This window comes from Streptomyces sp. NPDC055962, assembly GCF_042270185.1.
Classification (GTDB): Bacteria; Actinomycetota; Actinomycetes; order Streptomycetales; family Streptomycetaceae; genus Streptomyces.
Window position 1 is genome coordinate 329,195 of sequence record NZ_JBHJYN010000002.1, and the last position, 18,655, is coordinate 347,849.

At 72.5% G+C, this 18,655-nt stretch carries 14 protein-coding genes; 4 read left to right on the forward strand and 10 right to left on the reverse strand.

The features are described from left to right. Positions 1-21: 21 nt before the first annotated feature. Complete coding sequence (locus ACFC51_RS06805) at positions 22-1,179, reverse strand: acyl-CoA dehydrogenase family protein (RefSeq protein ID WP_376367075.1); 1,158 nt, start codon at positions 1,177-1,179, stop codon at positions 22-24. A 277-nt stretch (positions 1,180-1,456) separates the two neighbouring features. Here ACFC51_RS06805 and ACFC51_RS06810 point away from each other — a divergent pair, with 277 nt between their 5' ends. Next, positions 1,457-1,891 carry an Asp23/Gls24 family envelope stress response protein gene (locus ACFC51_RS06810; protein ID WP_376367073.1) on the forward strand — a complete coding sequence of 145 codons (435 nt, stop codon included), beginning with the start codon at positions 1,457-1,459 and terminating at the stop codon, positions 1,889-1,891. Positions 1,892-1,942: 51 nt separating this feature from the next. Here the strand turns inward: ACFC51_RS06810 and ACFC51_RS06815 are convergent, their stop codons facing one another. The 7 genes from ACFC51_RS06815 to ACFC51_RS06845 all read right to left on the reverse strand — a co-directional run bounded on the left by ACFC51_RS06815 (position 1,943) and on the right by ACFC51_RS06845 (position 11,425). Beyond that, positions 1,943-4,282, reverse strand: coding sequence for a glycoside hydrolase family 3 N-terminal domain-containing protein (locus tag ACFC51_RS06815; protein ID WP_376527306.1), 2,340 nt, complete (start codon positions 4,280-4,282; stop codon positions 1,943-1,945). A 38-nt stretch (positions 4,283-4,320) separates the two neighbouring features. Beyond that, a complete protein-coding gene (locus ACFC51_RS06820) occupies positions 4,321-6,255 on the reverse strand; it encodes a cellulase family glycosylhydrolase (protein WP_376527308.1) in 1,935 nt (644 codons plus the stop codon). A 52-nt stretch (positions 6,256-6,307) separates the two neighbouring features. Beyond that, positions 6,308-7,360, reverse strand: a complete 1,053-nt coding sequence (locus tag ACFC51_RS06825; RefSeq protein ID WP_376367068.1) for a LacI family DNA-binding transcriptional regulator — start codon at positions 7,358-7,360, stop codon at positions 6,308-6,310. After that, positions 7,357-8,184: a carbohydrate ABC transporter permease gene (locus ACFC51_RS06830; RefSeq protein ID WP_329229080.1), complete on the reverse strand. Its 828-nt coding sequence runs from the start codon at positions 8,182-8,184 to the stop codon at positions 7,357-7,359. Before ACFC51_RS06830 ends, ACFC51_RS06825 begins: the two co-directional genes overlap by 4 nt. A 13-nt stretch (positions 8,185-8,197) precedes the next feature. Then, positions 8,198-9,139, reverse strand: a complete 942-nt coding sequence (locus tag ACFC51_RS06835) for a carbohydrate ABC transporter permease (protein WP_376367066.1) — start codon at positions 9,137-9,139, stop codon at positions 8,198-8,200. A 32-nt stretch (positions 9,140-9,171) separates the two neighbouring features. Further along, entirely contained in the window at positions 9,172-10,464 is a 1,293-nt protein-coding gene (locus ACFC51_RS06840; protein ID WP_376527311.1) for an ABC transporter substrate-binding protein, read from the reverse strand. Between the two features lie 325 nt (positions 10,465-10,789). Then, entirely contained in the window at positions 10,790-11,425 is a 636-nt protein-coding gene (locus ACFC51_RS06845; RefSeq protein WP_376527314.1) for a TetR/AcrR family transcriptional regulator, read from the reverse strand. A gap of 159 nt (positions 11,426-11,584) precedes the next feature. Here ACFC51_RS06845 and ACFC51_RS06850 point away from each other — a divergent pair, with 159 nt between their 5' ends. The 3 genes from ACFC51_RS06850 to ACFC51_RS06860 all read left to right on the forward strand — a co-directional run bounded on the left by ACFC51_RS06850 (position 11,585) and on the right by ACFC51_RS06860 (position 15,921). Further along, positions 11,585-12,145 (forward strand): hypothetical protein, encoded by a 561-nt coding sequence (locus ACFC51_RS06850; RefSeq protein WP_376527316.1) that lies wholly within the window; start codon positions 11,585-11,587, stop codon positions 12,143-12,145. Positions 12,146-12,359: 214 nt separating this feature from the next. Then, entirely contained in the window at positions 12,360-12,809 is a 450-nt protein-coding gene (locus tag ACFC51_RS06855) for a hypothetical protein (protein WP_376527319.1), read from the forward strand. Positions 12,810-13,029: 220 nt separating this feature from the next. Next, positions 13,030-15,921 carry a BTAD domain-containing putative transcriptional regulator gene (locus tag ACFC51_RS06860; RefSeq protein WP_376367056.1) on the forward strand — a complete coding sequence of 964 codons (2,892 nt, stop codon included), beginning with the start codon at positions 13,030-13,032 and terminating at the stop codon, positions 15,919-15,921. A gap of 296 nt (positions 15,922-16,217) precedes the next feature. Here ACFC51_RS06860 and ACFC51_RS06865 read toward each other — a convergent pair whose 3' ends face one another. Both ACFC51_RS06865 and ACFC51_RS06870 read right to left on the reverse strand, forming a co-directional pair. After that, positions 16,218-16,793 (reverse strand): M23 family metallopeptidase, encoded by a 576-nt coding sequence (locus ACFC51_RS06865; protein WP_376527321.1) that lies wholly within the window; start codon positions 16,791-16,793, stop codon positions 16,218-16,220. 269 nt (positions 16,794-17,062) lie between these two features. Beyond that, positions 17,063-18,571 carry a PucR family transcriptional regulator gene (locus tag ACFC51_RS06870; protein WP_376527324.1) on the reverse strand — a complete coding sequence of 503 codons (1,509 nt, stop codon included), beginning with the start codon at positions 18,569-18,571 and terminating at the stop codon, positions 17,063-17,065. Positions 18,572-18,655 lie beyond the last annotated feature (84 nt).

Genomic DNA, 18,655 nt, shown 5'->3' on the forward strand with positions numbered 1-18,655 from the left:
GAAGGAGAAACGTAGCCGTTCTCAGAGACCCATGGACTTGGCGATGATCGACTTCATGACCTCGCTGGTGCCGCCGTAGATGCGGTTGACCCGGTTGTCCGTGTAGAGACGCGCGATCGGGTACTCGTTCATGAAGCCGTAGCCGCCGTGCAGCTGGAGGCAGCGGTCGATCACCCGGTGCGCGACCTCGGTGCAGAACAGCTTCGCGGACGCGGCCTCGGCGGGGGTGAGCTCGCCGGCGTCCAGGGCCTCGATGGCGCGGTCGCAGACGGCCTCGGCCGCGTCGACCTCGGCCTTGCAGGCGGCCAGCTCGAACTTGGTGTTCTGGAAGGACGCGACGGTCTTGCCGAAGACGGTGCGGTCCTGCGTGTACTGCTGGGCGAACCGCACGGCCGACTTCGCCTGCGCGTACGCGCCGACGGCGATGCCCAGGCGCTCCTGCGGGAGGTTCTGGCCGAGGTAGGAGAAGCCCTTGTTCTCCTCGCCCAGCAGGTCCTCGACGGGCACCTTGACGTCCACGAAGGCCAGTTCGGCGGTGTCGGAGACCTTCAGGCCCAGCTTGTCGAGCTTGCGGCCGACCGAGTAGCCCTCGGACTTGGTGTCGACCACCAGGAGCGAGATGCCGTGGCGGCGGTCGTCGGCCTTGGGGGCGTCGGTGCGGGCGCAGACGATGACCTTGTCGGCGTGCACGCCACCGGTGATGAAGGTCTTGGCGCCGTTGAGGACGTAGTGCGTGCCGTCCTCGGAGAGCTTGGCGGTCGTCTTCATGCCGGCCAGGTCCGAACCGGTGCCCGGCTCCGTCATGGCTATCGCGTACATGGACCTGCCGGAGACGAAGTCCGGCAGCCAGCGCTTCTTCTGCTCCTCGGTGGCGTACGCCTTGAGGTACGGCAGGCAGAGCAGGACGTGCACTCCGGAGCCGCCGAAGGAGATGCCCGCGCGCGCGGTCTCCTCGTACAGGATCGCCTCGAACTTGAAGGACTCCACGCCCGCGCCGCCGTACTCCTCGGGCACCTCGATGCCGAAGATGCCCAGCTCGGCGAGCTTGTAGTAGAAGTCGCGGGGCGCCTGGCCCGCCGCGAACCACTCGTCGTAGACGGGAACGACCTCGGACTCGATGAAGGCGCGGATGGTCTCCCGGAACGCCTCGTGGTCCTCGTTGTAAACCGTACGGCGCACGGGATGCCTCCTGGTGTCAGCTTCAGCGTCGGTCGCGGTGGCTAAGCGCTTGCTCAGTCCTGGTCAAAAGTTACCCGGCGGTCACGGTGGCTGTCCAGGGTGATGCTGAGCACGCCCGGCTCCGGTACGGGGACGGGGCGCGGACGGTCGCTGAGCGTGGCCGCGGCGAGCGCTGCGTATGCCTCGATGGCGGGGGACGCCGGGCAGGCGCACAGTGAAATGAGGAGCCGGCGAGGATGCGAGCAGCCTCGCCGCATCAACTCTCTGTGAGGCAGTCATGGCTGAATTCGAAACCTCGGGCGGCAGTTCGGGTGAGAAGACGCGTGGCAGGACCACCATCGCCGACGGCGTCGTGGCCACCATCGCCGGAATCGCCATCCGGGAGACCGAGGGCGTGCACTCGGTGGGCCGGGGCGCATCCAAGGCGATGGGCGCGGTGGCGGGACGCGTGGGCGGGTCCTCCGGCGGAGGGCGTGGTGTGAAGGTGGAGGTGGGGGAGAAGCAGACCGCGGTCGACGTCGACATCGAGGTCGAGTACGGCATACCGATCCATGAACTCGCCGACAAGGTCCGCACCCATGTGACCGACGCGGTGGAGACGATGACCGGCCTGGAGGTCGTCGAGATCAACATCAACGTCTTCGACGTCCACATCCCGGGTGACGATGACGACGACGAGGAGGACGGCCGCTCCAGCGCCCGCGTGCAGTGACCGGCCCGCCCGTCCCGGGGCCGCCGCCACGGGTCCGGGCCGCCGGGCGCCTCACCGTGGGTCCGGTGCCGTCACCACCAGCCGGGCGGCATCGGTGCGGTCCGAGGACGGGCCCGTCCCGATCGCGAACTCGCCCCGTTCCACGGCCCACGCACCGGCGTGCGTGAACGAGGCCAGGGTTCCCGCACCGACCAGGAAGGCGACCTCGGCGCTCTCGCCGGGCGCCAGGCCGATCCGGGCGAAGCCCCGCAGTTCACGCACGCGGGGCCACGACGTCCCGCCGGACACCCGGCGCACGTACAGCTGGACGGTCTCCCGCACCGGACGGCCCCCCGTGTTGGTGACGCGGACCGTGCAGCTGAGCGGGGGCACCGCCCCGTCCGCGCTTCCGTCCGGGCCGTCCGGCCCGTCCGCCGCCACGGACGGCCGGGAGAGCCGGGGCGCTCCGTAGGCGACCGTGGTGAGGGACAGCCCGTGGCCGAACGGGTACAGGGCCGTGGCCGGCTGGTCGACGTAACCCCGGTAGCCGTGGTCCTTGCCGTTGTAGAACACGGGCAGCTGGGCCGCCGAGCGGGGCACGGAGACGGGCAGCCTGCCCTGCGGCTCGGCCGCCCCGAACAGCACGTCCGCGAGGGCCCGCCCGCCCCACGGCCCGGGGTACCAGGCGCTCAGCACCGCCGCAGCCTTCCCTGTGAGGTCGGGCAAGGCGTGCGGCCGGCCCTGGACCAGCACCACGACCACCGGGGTCCCGGTCGCCGCGACGGTGTCCAGCAGTGCCGACTGCCCTTCGGGAAGCCCGAGTTCGGCCAGGTCGACGCCCTCTCCGCATGTCATCCCCACCGGGTTCCCGGCGGCGACGACGGCCGCCCCGTTGGCGTCGAAACGCGTGTCCGGCTCGCGTGCGCTCGACCCGCCGAGGACCAGCACCGCCACGTCGGCGGCGGCGGCGAGGGCCGCCGCGGCGGGAAGGCCCGACCGGTCACCGCCGACGAGGCCGCAGCCCGGGGCGTACGTGACGGTGGTGCCCTCGGGAGCCGCTGCCCGCACACCGGCGAGCACACTGCTGCCGGTGCCGGGCCGCTGGGGCGCGGTGTAGTCGCCGATCTGCTGGGGCACGGAGTCGGCATTCGGCCCGATCACCGCGACGGTCCCGGCACGACGGCCGGCGAGCGGCAGCGTCGCCCCGTCGTGTTCGAGGAGGGTGACGGACTCGCGGGCGATGTGCTCGCTCAGCCGCTCCAGGCGCCCGGGCGCCGGGGGCGGCACCGTGGTGTACGGGCGCTCGAACAGGCCGAGGCGGAACTTGAGCGCCAGCACGCGCCCCACCGCCCGGTCCAGCTCGGACTCGTCGACCAGACCCCGGCGGACCGCCTCCGCCAGCCGCGGGTAGCAGTCGTCCCAGAGGCTCAGATCGGTCCCTGCCCGCAGCGCCATGGCGCCGGCCGCCACGGGATCGCCCGCCATCCGCACCAGCCGGTCGATCGCGAGCCCGTCGGCCATCACCAGCCCGCCGAAGCCCCACCGCTCCCGGAGGACCTCCGTCAGCAGACGGCGGCTCGCCGCGCACGGAACACCGTCGAACTCGTTGTACGCGGCCATGACGCCCGCGGCCCCGGCCCGTACGCCCGCCAGCGCCGCCACGAGGTGGATCTCGTGCAGCTCCCGCGCACCCAGCTCGGTGGCCGCGCTGTTGCGGCCGCCGACCGTGGCGCCCTGCCCGGCGAAGTGCTTGAGGACGACAGCGGCGCGGTCCGGCCCGATGCGTTCCCCGGCCGGGCCCTGCACACCCCGCACCAGCGCCTCGGTGAAGCGCGCCGCCAGATACGGGTCCTCGCCGAAGCACTCCTCCGCGCGGCCCCAGCGCGGGTCCCGCACCAGGTCGAGCGCGGAGACCAGCGCCACATGGCCGCCCCGGGACCGGAGCTCGGAGGCGGCGAGCGCCGCCGCCTCCTCGTACAGCTCCGGGTCCCAGGTGGCCCCGACCGCCAGATTCACCGGCAGCAGGGTCCCGTCCAGGGCCTGGAGGCCGTGCGGCATCTCCTCGACGAGCAGGACGGGGATCCCGAGCCGGGTGTTCTCGACGACATGGCGCTGCACGGCGTCGGCGACCCGCGCCCCGTCCCCGGCGCCGATGCCCGTCTCCGCCGTCACACCCGACCAGGGGTCGGCGCGCTGGAGTCCGTACAGCGCCCCCATTCCGTCGAAGCGGGCCACCTCCGTCCGGAACGCGTCCGTCAGCCGGTGCCCGGACGGGGTGCGCTCATAGGCGTCCCAGCCGTACATCCGCTGGTTGACCTGGCCCACCTTCTCGGTGAGCGTCATCCGCGGCAGCAGATCGCCCACCCGGTCGGCGACGGGCGCCGCGGGGTCGCGGAACAGTGGCTCGGACATGGGACGACTCACCTCGGCAGCAGGGACGGGACGCGGGATCAGCGCAGTTCGAGGACGTGCACGCCGTACGGGGCAAGGGTCACGTCGCGCACCGGGCCTCCGCCGGTCAGTTCGCGCAGCTCCCCGTCCGCCGACGGCGACACGGTCAGCTCCTCGCCGGACTGGCTCACCAGCCACAGGAACCGTGCGCCGTCCTCGCGGACCAGCGTGTCGGCACCGACGTACGGAGTGTCCACCGTCACCGGCCGTGCGGCACCGGCGAGTTCGGCGAGCGCCGCGTACAGCCGGTGGGTCTGCTCGGGGTTGGCGCGGGCCGTACGGGCGGCCATGTGCTCCAGCGGGTACGTGGCCAGGACGGTGCGGCCTGCGCCCGTCTCGTAGCGCAGGAGCGCCGGGCGGCCGTGCGCGTCGGTGGCCACGACCCGCGCGCCGTCCGGGACGACGGGCAGGTAGGCGCGGCTGTCCTCGTTGCCCGCGACCGGGAAGGCCAGCACCTCGCCGGCGGCGATGGAACCGAAGTCCTCGGCGAAGGTCATCTCCAGGACGTCGTCCTCGATGGGCTCGGCGACCCCGTACGAGAGCTGGAGCTCCACCCCGAACAGCCCGTCGAGGTCGTGGAACCAGGGGCCCCGGGTCGTCGGGTACTCACCCGAGCAGAACGACAGATAGACGGTGGCCCCCTCCTTCGCCCGGCGTTCCAGCGCCCGGCGGGTGCGGGTCGTCAGCTGGCGGGTCGAGGGCAGCAGGTACAGCGAGGCGTCGTCCGGCAGCCCGTCCGCCTCGCGGGCGAACGCCACCGGCAGGTCCGCGCCGCGGGCCGCCACGTACCCCTGGTGCAGCGAGGTGAAGATCAGCGGGCGGTCCGCCGGCCGGCTGTACGGGTAGCCCCGCTCCAGGAAGGCGGGGACCACGAGTGCGGCGTCCGCGTCGGTGCGGCGGCAGCGCGGGAAGTCCACCTGCTCCAGGACCTCCGCGAAGGCGGCCAGTTCGCGCAGCGGCTCCTTCGGGCGTCCGGAGCCGTCGGTGATCCCGAAGTGCATCTCGAAGGGGTGGTGGTCGTACGGCGACTGCTCCCACAGGTCGTCGTAGTCCGTGTTGTTCCACGCCATCCAGCCGGTCGCCCCGCCCAGCAGCGAGTTGTGCAGGGTCTGCCGGTAGAAGATCCCCGCGTTCGCCGCCGAGACGGTGTCCGTGGAGAGCCCGAACTCCTCCAGGACGACGGGCTGCCCTGTGACGGCCGCGAGCTCGCACTCGAAGGCGGCCCGGTGGTGCTGGCGCGGCCGGTCGGTGTCGGAGCGGTAGACGTGCGGCCCGACGAAGTCGACGTACTCGGCGGTCTCCCGCAGAGAGAAGCCGTTGTCGCGGCCCGTCACCTCGATGCCCCACGCGCCGTCACCGAGCGACACGGGCTGGGTGCCGCCCGCCGCGCGCACCGCGTCGCACATGAACTGCGCCCAGGCGGTGACCACATCGCTCGACGGCGGATCGACCTGGTAGATCCGGCCGTACCCGGGCATCTCGTTGGTGATCAGCCAGCCGGTGACCGCCGGGTGGTCCTTGAAACGGCGGGTCATCTGCGAGACGAACCACGCCTGCCGGCCGACGAGCCACACGTCCTCGTACAGATCCCGGTCACCGCGCCAGGCCGGGTCCCAGTTCTCGCCCGACATGTGGCCGACGATGAAGGTGGGGACCGTGCCCATGCCCTGCTCGTGGTGGGCGTCCAGGAAGTCGCGGAAGCGGTCGCAGAGCTCCTCGTCGATCCGCCCCGGCTCCGGGTGGAAGTCCGGCCAGTAGAAGAACGACCGGGTCATGTTCAGACCGTGCTCCCGGAGCACGGCCAGTTCCTCCCGCACCGTCTTCGGGTCGTAGTTCCGCCACATCAGCGGACCGCCGGTGCGGGACCAGAAGTTGGCGCCGAGCCACGGGAGTACGGCGGAGTCGTGGGTGAGCTGGGCGCTGTGGCGTCGCATGGTGTGTCCGGGTCCTCTTCGGTGTGCGGGTGGTGCCGGGTGGTGCGTCGGATCAGGTCGGGGGTCTCAGCGGGCCGGTCGACTCACGTACGACCAGGCGCGGGCGGCCGTCGAGCACCGGCGGCGGCACGTCCTCCCCGCACCCGGCGAGCAGGGTGCGGGCGGCGGCGGCGCCGACGCGCTGCACCTGCTGGTCGACGGTGGTGAGCCGGGGGTGGACCCAGCGGCCGAGCGAGAGGTTGTCGTAGCCGACCACCGACAGGTCGCCGGGCACACGGAGTCCGGCGCGCTGCGCCGTGCCGATGCCGCAGACGGCCATGGAGTCGTTGGGGAAGACGAGGGCCGTCGGCCGGTCGGGCAGCGCGAGCAGCTCCTCGGTGACCTCCACGGCTGCCTGCTCGGTGAAGTCGCTGTGCCGTACGGCGACGGTGCCCAGCCCCGCCTCGGCCAGCGCCTCCTCGAAGGCGTCCAGGCGCAGCCGGGTGTGCAGGAGTTCGGCCGGGCCCGCGATGTAGGCGACGCGCCGGTGGCCGAGCTCCAGCAGATGGGTGACCGCCTCCTTCATGCCCGCACCCTGCTGCCCGAGCCCGACCCGGGGGACGGGCGAAGCGGCATCGGGGGCGCCCAGCAGCACGGCGGGCAGCCCGAGGCCCCGCAGCAGCTCCGGGCGGGGGTCGTCGGCGCGGGCGTCCGTCAGCACGGCGCCGTCGATGCGGCCCTCCGCGACCAGACGCTCGTACAGCGCGCTCTCCTGCGCCATGTCGGCGACCAGGTGGAGCAGCAGGCCGTAGCCGCGGGGGGCGAGTTCGCCCTCCAGACCGGTGATCAGCTCGCTGAAGTGCGGGTCGGAGCCGAGCACATCGGTGGGCCGCCGGACGACGAGCGCGATCGTACGGGTACGGGCCCGGCGCAGCGCCGTCGCGGAGGCGCTGGGGGACCAGCCCAGCTCGGTGGCCGCGGCCATGACCCGGCGGCGGGTGGCCTCCGAGATCCGTCCGGTGCCGTTGACGGCCTGGGAGACCGCCGCGGTCGAGACTCCGGCCGCGGCCGCGACGGCCTTGATCGTGGGGCGTACGGCGGTACGCGTTTCCTGGGGCTGGTTCACATCTTCACCGCTCCGCTGACGAGGGCCTGCTGCATCCGCTTCTGGAGCACGGTGTAGACCACCCAGACAGGGACGAGAGTCAGCACCGTGCCCGCCGTAAGGATGCCGTAGTCCGTGCCGGTGAGGGACTTGAGCGTGGGCAGCGCGACCTGGACGGTCCGCAGGTCCGGGTCGGGGCCGATGATGACGAGCGAGTAGAGGTACTCGTTCCAGAAGGTCAGGAAGTTCAGCAGCAGGATCGTCGCGATGCCCGGCATGCACATCGGTGTGTAGACGTGCCGCAGGACGGCGAAGGTGGACGCGCCGTCCATGCGTGCGGCCTCCTCCATCTCCCGGGGGATGGTCCGCATGAACTGCACCAGGATGACGACGGAGAGCGGCATCGCCGTGGCCGGCAGGAACAGCACCATGAACGCGCGGGTGTGGAACAGCCCGGTCGCAGCGGCCAGCAGGAACGTCGGGAAGAGCGCGGCGAACGTGGGGACCAGGAAGCCCAGCGAGAACACCCGCTCGACCAGCGCCCCGATCCGGCCCTCCGTGCGGGCGATGGCGAAGGCGGCCGGTATCGCGAGCGCCAGGGTCAGCACCAGCGCGAGCGCCGTCACCAGCAGCGAGTTGAGGACGGCCGGACCGAGGTGGGCCGAGGTGAACGACTCGGTGAAGTTGGCGGTGGACAGCGAGGTGGGCAGGGAGAACGGGCTCCCGAAGATCTGGTCGTTCGTCTTGAACGCCGAGACCAGCAGGTAGTAGAGGGGGACGACCAGCAGCACCATGTACAGCCAGGCGAAGATGTGCGCCGGCAGCCAGGACCTTCCGAATTTCATGGAACCGCTCCGATCAGTAGTTCTGGCGGAAGACGCGACGGATGGTCAGCAGCCCCGCCAGACCGACCAGGAAGAGCACCACGCCCACGGTCTGGCTGTAGCCGAGGTCGGCCGCGATGAACGCCTTCTGGTAGACGAGGAAGGACAGCGTCGTCGACGAGCTCCCCGGGCCGCCCTGGGTCAGCAGCAGCACGTTCTGCGCGGAGCCGAACAGCGTCCAGAGGAACTGGAGCATCGTCACCACGCCCACGAAGTCCCGGATGACGGGGAAATGGATGCGCCACATGGCACGCCAGTGGCCCGCGCCGTCGAGCTGCGCCGCCTCGCCGATCTCGTCCGGCACGCTGCCGAGGCGGGCGGCGAACAGCACGGCGGTGAACCCGATGCCGCTCCACACGTCGAGGACGATGAGGGAGGCGAGGGCCGTGGAGGGCGAGGCCAGCCAGGCGTCGGTCACCGAGCCGAGCCCCACCTTGTCCAGCGCCCCGTTGAGCAGGCCGTCCGGGGAGAGGACCGCGTAGAACACCATCGCCTTGGCGGGGGTGGAGATCAGCCCGGGGATGAAGAGCAGGTACCGCAGGACGCGGTGGCCCGGCGGCTTCTGCGCGACGTAGTAGCCGAGCATGTACGCCCCGACGATCATCAGCGGGAGTGCCACGGCGAGCTGTACGGCGGTGTTGCGCACCGCGTCCCAGAAGACCGGGTCGTCGAGGACGGCGGTGACGTTGCCGGTTCCGGCGAAGGAGACCGGCTGGAGCATGCCGGGCCAGTGCAGCACGGCGATCACGAAGATGGCGGCCAGCGGGCCGACCATGAAGACCAGGTACCAGGCCAGCGCGGGCAGGGCGAGGACCGTCCCGCCCTGGGTGCGGCGCTTCGTGGTGGTGGCGGAGGGTGCGGGGGCGGCCGGGCCGCGGACCGAGGCGCCGCCCGGGGCGGACGAGAGCATCGTCATAGGAGGACTCGCAGAAGGCTCGGGCGCGCGGATCAGGCCGTGCGGTAGGCGGATTCCAGGGCGGAACGCACGGAGGCCGCGCTCGTCCCCCGGGTGAAGGCGGTGCTGGTCGCGGTGATCAGCGGCTGCGTGGCGGTCGGCGGGACGTACAGGTCGGGCAGGAGCACCTGGCCGACGTCGTCGCCGAGCCGCTGGGCGTCGGCCACCAGCGGGAAGTTTTTGCTGACCGTGTCGGTCACGAGCGCCATGTCCCGGCCGCTCTCGGTGATGAAGCGCGCCACCACGTCGGGGCGGTACATGAAGCGAAGGAACTTCTCGACGGTGGACAGCTTCTTGACGCCGTTGGGACTGATCCAGAAGCCGATGAGGGTGTACGAGCGCAGGATGGTCGGCTTCGCGTGGGCGGCACCCGGCGCGAGCGGCCAGCCGCCGATCTCGGTGTGCCCGGCGGCCTTCGCGGGGACCTTGGCCAGCGCGGAGGACATCGCGGACTGGATGGCCGCGGCCTCCGTGTTGTACTGCGTGGTCATCGTGTCGGAGGTCAGTCCCTGCGCCTTGTCGGCGAAGACACCGGCGTCGCGGAGCGTCACGAAGTAGTCGATGCCCTCGCGGGCGCCCCGGCTGCCGCTGAAGTCGCCGGTCGAGTAGACCTGCCGGGCCTCCTCGCGGCTGAGGAAGGTCTGGATGATCTGGGCCAGCAGCTTCTGCCCGGTCCAGTCGTTGCCGCCCACGGTGACGGGGGCGATGCCCTTGGCCCGCAGCTTCCGCGCGGCGCCGATGAGCTGGTCCCCGGTGGTCGGCACGGAACCGACGCCGGCCCGGTCGAGCAGGTGGGTGTTGAAGGCGACGGGCCAGTTGGTGGCGAAGTACGGGAAGGCGCGCAGCCTTCCCTCACCGTCGGTCCATTCCGCCAGGGCCGCGGGCAGGACGCGCTCGCGGAGCCCCCAGTCGTCGAGATGGTCCTTGACGTCGACGGTGGCACCGACCTCGGTCCAGGCGAGCGTCTTGTCGTACAGGTTGACCATGACCACGTCCGGCTCCTTACGGGCCAGTCGCGAGGTCTCGTACACCTGGGGAAGGTCGTCGCCGTTGACGAGGTTCTTGACCCGGAGGCCCGGGTTCTCCTTCTCGAAGGCCTTCACGGCGGCGGTGTAGGTGGGGGAGCCCGGCGCGGTGGTCCCGAGCTGGGTGTGGACGACGAGGGTGCCGGGGTCGGAATCGGCCGAGGCGAGGGTGGTGCAGCCGGACATTGCGGGCAGCGCGGTAGCGGCGGCGAGGCCGGAACCAGCAGCAAGGAAACCGCGCCGACTCAGGGGTGAGCGCACAGCGGGATGTCTCCAACCAGGACGTTGACCAGGGTGGTTAATCGATGTACCAGCGGGCTGCGAGAAACCTAGGTGCGGGGGAGGGAATGGTCAACCCCTGGTTGCACATGCTGGAAGGGGCGACATTCCGGGCGACGGGCGCGCGTGCTGGGCGCCTTGAGGGGCGGGGCGCCGTGGCGCGTCGCGTGATGCAGGGGCGCCGCGTGGTGCAGGGGTGCCGTGCCGGGCGCCGCGTGGTGTGGGGGTGCCGGGCGTGTCGTGGTGTGGGGGTGCCGTGCGCGGGAGTGCGGGAGTGTCCGGGCCCGACGGGGGAGGTCCGCCTCGGTCAGGTGGTTTCGGCGTCGGAGGCGGTGGCGCCCGGCGCGGGCGCCGGGTCGGTGCGCGCGGTGAGGATTCCCTCGACGCCGTGCAGGAAGGTCTCGGACACCAGTACCGGGTCGAAGAGGCAGCCGGCTGCCATGGCGCCGTCCCGGAGCATGACGAGATGCCGGGCGGCGGGCTCCGCGGGGGTGTCGCCGGTCTGGGCCAGCAGGTCCGTGACGGTGTCCAGGAACCATTGGCGGTGGGCCAGGACGGCCCGGTGGACCGGGTGTGCGGGGTCGGGGTACTCGGCGACCGCGTTCAGGAAGGCGCAGCCGCGGAAGCCGGGGGACCGGATGCCCGCGGTGATGGACCCGGCCACCGCCCAGACCCTGTCGGCGGCTGACCGGCCGTCCGCCACGGCGGTGGCGACCTGGCCTCGGATCCCCTGGTCGGCCTGGTCCAGGTAGGCGAGCACGAGATCTTCCTTGCCGGTGAAGTGCCGGTACAGCGTCGCCCGGGTCACCTTCGCCTCCGCGGTGATCCGGTCGATGCCGACGGAGTGGATTCCTTCCGCGTAGAAGATCCTCGTCGCTGTGGAGAGCAGTCGCGCCCGCGCCTCGGACGTGTTGCGGCCTCCGCCTTCTGTGCTCCGGCTCATGCCGCCAGGCTAGCAAACCGCCGAGGGAGAACGTTCGGTCTTGACAGGCTCCGGCAAGGCGCTTGTAATGCAACGAGACCGAACGTTCTCCCTCATTGCTTGCCGCGCGTCAGAACTCGACCGTTCGGCAGCAACGGGCCCTCGATGAAAGGCACCTTCGTGGACACTCTCGTCAGCACCGCGTCCCCCAGCGTTCCGGCGACCCTGCGCAAGCTGTACTTCGTGCGCTTCGCGTTCGCCGTCGTCTGGGCCGGCCTCCTGTTCGCGACCGCCGGCACCCTGGGGCCGGTGGGTGTCACGCTCCTGGTCGTCTATCCCCTGTTCGATGTGGCGGCGGCGATCGTCGACGTCCGCTCCGCGAAGGTGAACGGCGCCAAGGCGCCGGTCCTGTACGTGAACATCGTGATCAGCTCACTGGCCGTGATCGGCCTGGTGGTCGCCGTCGCGTCAGGTGTCCCCGACGTCCTCCGGGTCTGGGGTGCCTGGGCCGTCGCGTCCGGGATCGTCCAACTGGTCGCGGGTGCCGTGCGCCGGACGCTGGGCGGGCAGTGGCCGATGATCATCAGTGGCGCCGTCTCGGTGCTGGCCGGCACCTCGTTCGTCACGCAGGCGGGCAGTGACGATCCCACGCTCACGAACCTCGCCGGCTACGCCTTCCTCGGAGGCGTGTTCTTCCTCGTCTCGGCGCTGAGGCTGGACCGCGCCCGTAGTGGGGAGTGAGCGGGGGTACGGGGCAGGGTCCCGACGTCTGTTCATGTGAGGCCCTGAGCACCAGACGTGAGGCCTGCACGGGTTCGGTGGTGGTGGCGACCGGTGTCGTGGACGCGCTGCCGTTCCGGGAGGCGTGCGTGTTCTGCACCGCCGGGGCCGGAAGGCGGTGACGGGGTCAGCTCCGGTGGTGTCCCTGTCCGAAGTGCGTGCCTACGCTGCGGGGATGGGTGACCTGTATGCAGTCGATCTCGCGCTGAACCTCCGCGCCACGGTGCCGAGCGCGCTCGTGGACGAGCTGAGGTGGCACCTCGGCTCCGCTCCCGGCGGTCACGCGGACGAACTGACCGGACCGGACGACGTGTTCCCCCTCCTCGCCGAGCGTGGGCCCGCGGCGCGCATCGGGGGCCTGCTGACCGGAGAGCTGCACCGGACAGGCACCGGATGGGCCCTCACCGCACGCCAGGAGGTGCACGCGGAGTCGCTCCCCGGCCTCGATCCGCTGCTGGAGCAGTTGGCACGGCACTCCGCGACCGAGGGCGTCATCGGGCAGATCCGTTTCCACGAGGAGCACGTGCCGGAACTGCTGATCAGCGAGTCCGGGTGTCTGGTGCGGCTGTCCCTCCGGCCTGACGGGGCCGGCGCCGCACCGACACGCCTCCCTGAGCAGGACTGATCGCGCCTTCCTGAGCAGGACTGATCGCGCCTTCCTGAGCGGGGTTGATCGCGTCTCCCCGGGGCGGTGGAGGCGGCTGGTGCGTGGCGCCGGAGCGGGGCCGGCGCGGCTGCGCCCGGTGCGGGCGGATCGAGGAGGAGCCGTCACCCGGAATCCGCATCGGCGGACTTCGAACATCGTTACGCTGCACCGCAGTTGCCGACATTCACGGAGGCGCGCGGTGGGGGAGCCGACATTCGGGGTCCTGGGGCCGCTCCAGGTGAAGGCGCACGGTGTCCCGGTACGGATCGGAGGGGCCAAGCCCAGGGCCGTGCTGGCGACCCTGCTGCTCCAGCCGAACGGCTTCGTCTCGGTCGACCTGCTGACGGAGGTGCTCTGGCCGGGCGGCGCGCCCCGGTCCGCGGTCGCCAACGTCCGGACCTACGTGCGGACCCTGCGGCAGCTGCTGCCTCCCGCCTCGGTCGACGGGCTCCGCACCGAGCCCTCCGGATACTCCCTGGACGTCGCGCCCGGTGAGGTGGACCTGCTGCTCTTCGAGCAGCGGCTCGCGGCGGCCCGTGCCGCCCGGGACGGTGGTGAGGACTCCGGCGCACTGCGTGCCTACGAAGCGGCGCTGGGGCTGTGGCGCGGTGGAGTCCTCCAGGACGTGCGCTCCAGCGTGGTGTGGGATCCGGCCATCACCCGCCTGGAGGGGCTGCGGTCCCTCGCGGCCGACGAGTGCCTCGAACTGCGGCTCCGGCTCGGGGACTACGCCCACCTCGTCTCCGGACTGCGGTCGCGGCTCACCGAGAGCCCTCTGCGCGAGGACCTGTGGCGCATGCTCGTACACGCCTTGTACGACGCCGGCCGGGGTGCCGAGGCGCGGTCCGCGTACGCCGAGGCGGAGCGGGTGATCGCCGCCGAACTCGGGATCGAGCCGAGCGCGTCGCTGCGGGCCATCGGTGCCGAGGTCAACGGGTACGCCGGGCGGCGGCGGGCCGCGCCGCCCGCTCCCGTCCGCCAGCTGCCGATGGACATCCCCGACTTCACCGGCCGCGCCGTCGAGGTCGCCGACCTGGAGGCGCTGCTGTCCACCGCTGTACGGCAGCCCGTGGTCGCGGCGGTGTCGGGACCGCCGGGGGCCGGGAAGTCCACCCTGGTCGTCCATGTCGCCCACCGGGTCAGTGACGCGTTTCCCGACGGCCAGCTCTTCGTCGATCTGGCCGGGACGAGCGAGTGCCCCCGCGAACCGGCGGACGTCCTGGCGGAGATGCTGCGCGGACTCGGGGTCATCGACAGCGCGATCCCCGGTGAGCAGGGTGAACGTGCCGCGATGTTCCGCTCCCGTCTGGCGCAGCGGCGTTTCCTCGTCGTGCTCGACGACGCCCTGGGGAGTGCACAGGTGAGCCCTCTGCTCCCGGGGACGGGTGGCTCGGCGGTGCTGGTCAGCTCACGCCGCCGGATGCCCGGGCTGCCCGCGCACGCCTGCCCGCTGGGACTGATGCGGCACGACGACGCCCGCGCCCTGTTCGGGGCGGTCGTCGGCCAGGACCGGCTGCGCCGGGAGGGTGCCGACGCCGACCGTGTCCTGGCCGAGTGCGGGTCGCTTCCCCTGGCGGTGCGGATCGCGGCCGCGCGGCTGGTGAACCGGCCGGGCTGGAGCGTGGGCACCCTGGCCGACTCGCTGCGGGACGAACGAGGGCGCCTCGGGGAGGTCCGCTCCGGCGGGACGGAGGTGCGCGCCAGTGCCGAGCTCAGCTACCGCCACCTGCCCGAGCCCGCCGCCCACGCCTTCCGTGCCTTCGGCGACCTGCCCGACGACGCCGTCCCGGGCTGGCTCGTCGCCGTCGCCACGGGGGGCGACGGTACGGCGGCCGGGGGGCTGGAGACGCTGCTCGACGAGCACCTCGTCGAGGTCGTCGGCCGGGACGAACTCGGCCTGAACCGCTACCGCATGCACGATCTGCTGCGGTCCTACGCCCGGGAGCTGGCCCTGACGGAGAACCAGGAGACCCGGCTGCGGCGGCGGCTGCGGGTCATCGACGCCCTCATCGGTCTCGCCCGCCCGGCCAACGCCGCCATGCCCACCCGCTTCCTCGGCGTGCTGGGCGAACCCGACGAGCGCGGGCTGCCGGACGGACCGGCGCGCGATGTCGCTCCCGTGGTGCTCGCCCGGCCCGTGGACTGGTTCGAGAGCGAGCACCGCAACCTCGTGGCCGGTGTCGACGCCGCCGTACGGCTCGGGCGCACGGACCGGGCGGCCGACCTCGCGATCGAACTGGCGGGCTTCTTCGACATGCGCGGCTACTACGGCGACTGGCTGCGCACCCACCGGCTCGTCCTCGACGCCATGCCGCGGCACGACGACTTCCGGGCGGCGGCCCTGTTGCGCAACCTCGGCCAGCTCCACCTCTACCAGGACCGGTACGCGGACGCGCTCACGTCCTTCGACCGGGCCCATGCGCTCTTCGCCGGGCTCGGCCACCCGACGGGCAAGGCGGTCGCCGCGGTGGGGTCCGGCTCGGTCCACCGGGTCGTGGGTGATCTCGGCACCGCGCTGGGCATGTTCACGGACGCGCTCCGGGACTTCGCCGCGGCGGACGACCCGCACGGTGAGGCGGTGGCACGGAACGCGATCGCCTCGGTATGGCTGGAGCGCAAGGACCCGGAAGCCGCGTCCGCCTGGCTCGGCGGCGCCCTGGAGCTGTCCCGGGCGGTCGGGGACCGGCACCGTGAGGCGCAGGTGCTCCGCAGGGTCGCGGTCCTGCACGAACTGCGGGGCGATCCGCATGCGGCGCGTGGCGAACTGGAGCACGCCCTCGGCATCTTCGACGATCTGGCCGATCTGCACTGCGCGGCCTACGTGCAGCAGAGCATCGCCGAACTGTGCTTGCGTCAGGGCGAGTCGGGCGAGGCATCGGCGCTGCTGGTCGGGGCGCTCGCCGTGCAGCAGCAGCTCGGGGACCGCAGGGCCGAGGCGCGGGTGGCCGGTCTGCTGGGGGAGCTGCACGACGCCACCGGGCGCAAGCAGACCGCCCGGCACTACTTCCACCGCTCGCTGGCGACCTGGAGGCGCCTGGACGTACCCGACGAGGCGGGGCTGGTGGACGCCAAGCTGCGCGCCATGCACTGAGCCGGCGGCGGGGAGGGCGCGGAGGACACGGAGGGTGCGAAGGACACGGAGAGCACGGAGAACACGGAGAGCACGGAGAACACGGAGAACACGGAGGGTGCGAAGGACATGCAGGGTGCGGAGGACATGCGGGGTGCGGGTGCGACCGCCGTCGCACCCGCACCCAGCCCGGGATCACCGGATCCCGGCCGCCCTCCGGGAACCGGGACGGGCCCCGGTGCGGATCCCGGGACAGGTCCCGGTGCGGAACCCGGAGCGGACCCCGCGAAGGGCCCCGGAGCGGGACCCGCGACGGGTCAGCATCTGTTGGTGCTCTTCTGGGTGCGCTTCGTGAAGTCGCTCCAGGTCACTCCCTGGACGACGGCGACCACGACCGCACCGTTGAGCTTCTGCTCGTAGTGCAGGTGGGGGGAGAGGTCGTAGAGGGCGGAGGTGGCGCCGACCTTGCCGATCAGCTGGCCCACGTTCACCGTGTCGCCGGCCTGCACCTCGCGGGTCTGGAGGTGGGCGTACCGCGTCTGCCAGCCGTCCCCGTGGCCGATGACTATGGTGTTTCCGTAGCCGCTGCCCGTCGAGTAGTACGACTCGAGGACCGTGCCACCTGCGCTGGCGAACACCCGGCGGCCGAGATCGTCCGGGGTGCCGTTGGCGTCGTAGTGGTTCCAGTCGATGGAGTGCGCGGGACTGTGGCCGTCCCAGTTGCTGCCGGTCCACACCTGGTCGCAGTCGAACGGCATCTTGAAGGCGGGCCTCGCGGCCACGGAGGCCTCCGATGCGCCCACGACCGGCGCGGCGACCGAGACCGGGCCGATGACCACGGCGGCGGCGCACACGCTCAGGGCGGTGAGGGCACGGCGGACATTCCTGTGCATGGTTCTCCCCTTGTCGTCGGACGACCCGTCGTCGGGTGACGCGGCGATTCAAGGGGCCGGGCATACAGAGCGGATACATTTCCGCCCCTCGCACGGGAGGCCGAGGGGCGGAAAGGGGAGGCAGGTCCCGGGAGCGGGCGGCCAGGGACTGGGCGGGGACGGGCACCGGACAGGTCCGGGGAGCGGGCAGCGTCCGGCTCCGGCCGTGTCCGCGTCCAGATGCGTCCGGATGCGTCCAGATGCGTACGGCCCCGTCCGGCTCCGTCCTGTTACGTCCGGCTCCGTAGGGCGAACCACAGCTCCGTCCGTACATCCATGTCGTCCAGGTCCATGCCGAGCAGCGCCGCGCACCGGGCGACGCGCTGGCGGACGGTGTTGCGGTGGACCCGGAGGGCGGCGGCGGTACGGTCCCAGCTGCCGTGGAGGCTCAGCCAGCAGCGCAGGGTCTCGGCCAGGGGCCCGGTGAGGGGGGCCAGCAGGGCGCGGGCGTGGGCCTCGGCACGGCCGGGCGGGACGAGCCCGGCGAGACCTCCGACCCCGGGGCGGTACGCGCACACCGGGACGCGGGTGGCCACGGCGTGGCCCAGGGCGCGGGCCGCCTGCGCGTCGGCGTCGGGCAGGGCCTCGACCGGGGACGGCTCCGAGACGCCTATGGTCCAGCCCGGCTGCGGGGGTACCGTGCGGCGGCCGTGGAGCAGGACCCGTACGGTCTCCCGGTCCCCGTCGGACAGGGCCGAGCCCAGCGCCGCGCCCAGCGCCCCGGCGTTCAGCGGGTCGGCGGGGGCGCCGTCGGTGCGGCGGGCGTGGACCACCGTCCAGGTGTCGCCGTCACCCAGCAGCGGAGCGACCTCCGGCGGTGCCGCGCCGAGCAGCAGCCGCACCAGCGCCGCCGAGCGGCCCGCCGCGTCGGCGCCCTGGTGCGGGGCGGTGAGCAGGGAGAGGAGCACCACGGCGATCCCGGCGACGGTGTGGTCGCCCGCGTCGCGCCGGGGTGTCGCCAGGGCGAGGGCCAGCCCCTGCCCACCCCCCAGGGCGTACGCGAAGAGGTGGACGCCGCCCCTGGACTCGGCGGCCGAGGAGGGGCTGGGCTGACGGCCGGCGGTCCCGGCTCCCGGGGCGGTCCCGGCGGTCCCGCCGGTCCCGGCCCCCGGGGCCGTGGACGGGACCACCACCCGTGCCAGCCTGGCCAGAGCCGTCTGGACGTCCGGGGCGGTGCGGTCGCCCGCCGCGTGGAGCACCCCGCCGTCCGCGGTGAGCAGCGCGACCCGGCCCTCCAGCTGCACGGCGAGCTGGCGCAGTACCGCCGGCACCGGGTCGGGGCGGGCCGCCGCCGTCGCCAGCGCCTGCTGGGCGCGGGTGACCCGGCGCAGCTCGCGGTGCCGGGCCTCCGCCATCAGCCGCCACACCGCGCGGGCGATCGCGGTGAACCGGGTCTCGGGAGGCACCTCGACCAGCGGCAGACGGTGCCGTTCGCAGGCCGCCACCAGGGCGTCCGGCACGGTGTCGTACACCGGGGTCACCCCGAAGCCCAGTGCCGAGGCGCCCGCCTCGACCAGCCGGGCCACATAGGTGTCCGCGTCACTGAGCTGGACCCCGGCGGTCAGCAGCAGCTCCCCGCCGAGCAGATACGGGTACGGGTCGGCCATCTCCGAGGTGTGCACCCAGAGCAGATCCGCCTGCTCCGGTCCCGCGAGCAGCCGCAGCCCGAGCTCCTGGCTGCCCAGCAGTTCGGTCAGGAGGATCGGCGGGGTGGGAGGCCCGGCGGGCGTGTCGGGCATGGATGATCCATCCATTCTTCTGAGTGAGGATGGAGAAAACGTACACTTCAGCGTCGGCTTCCGGCCACCTACCGTCTTCATGAC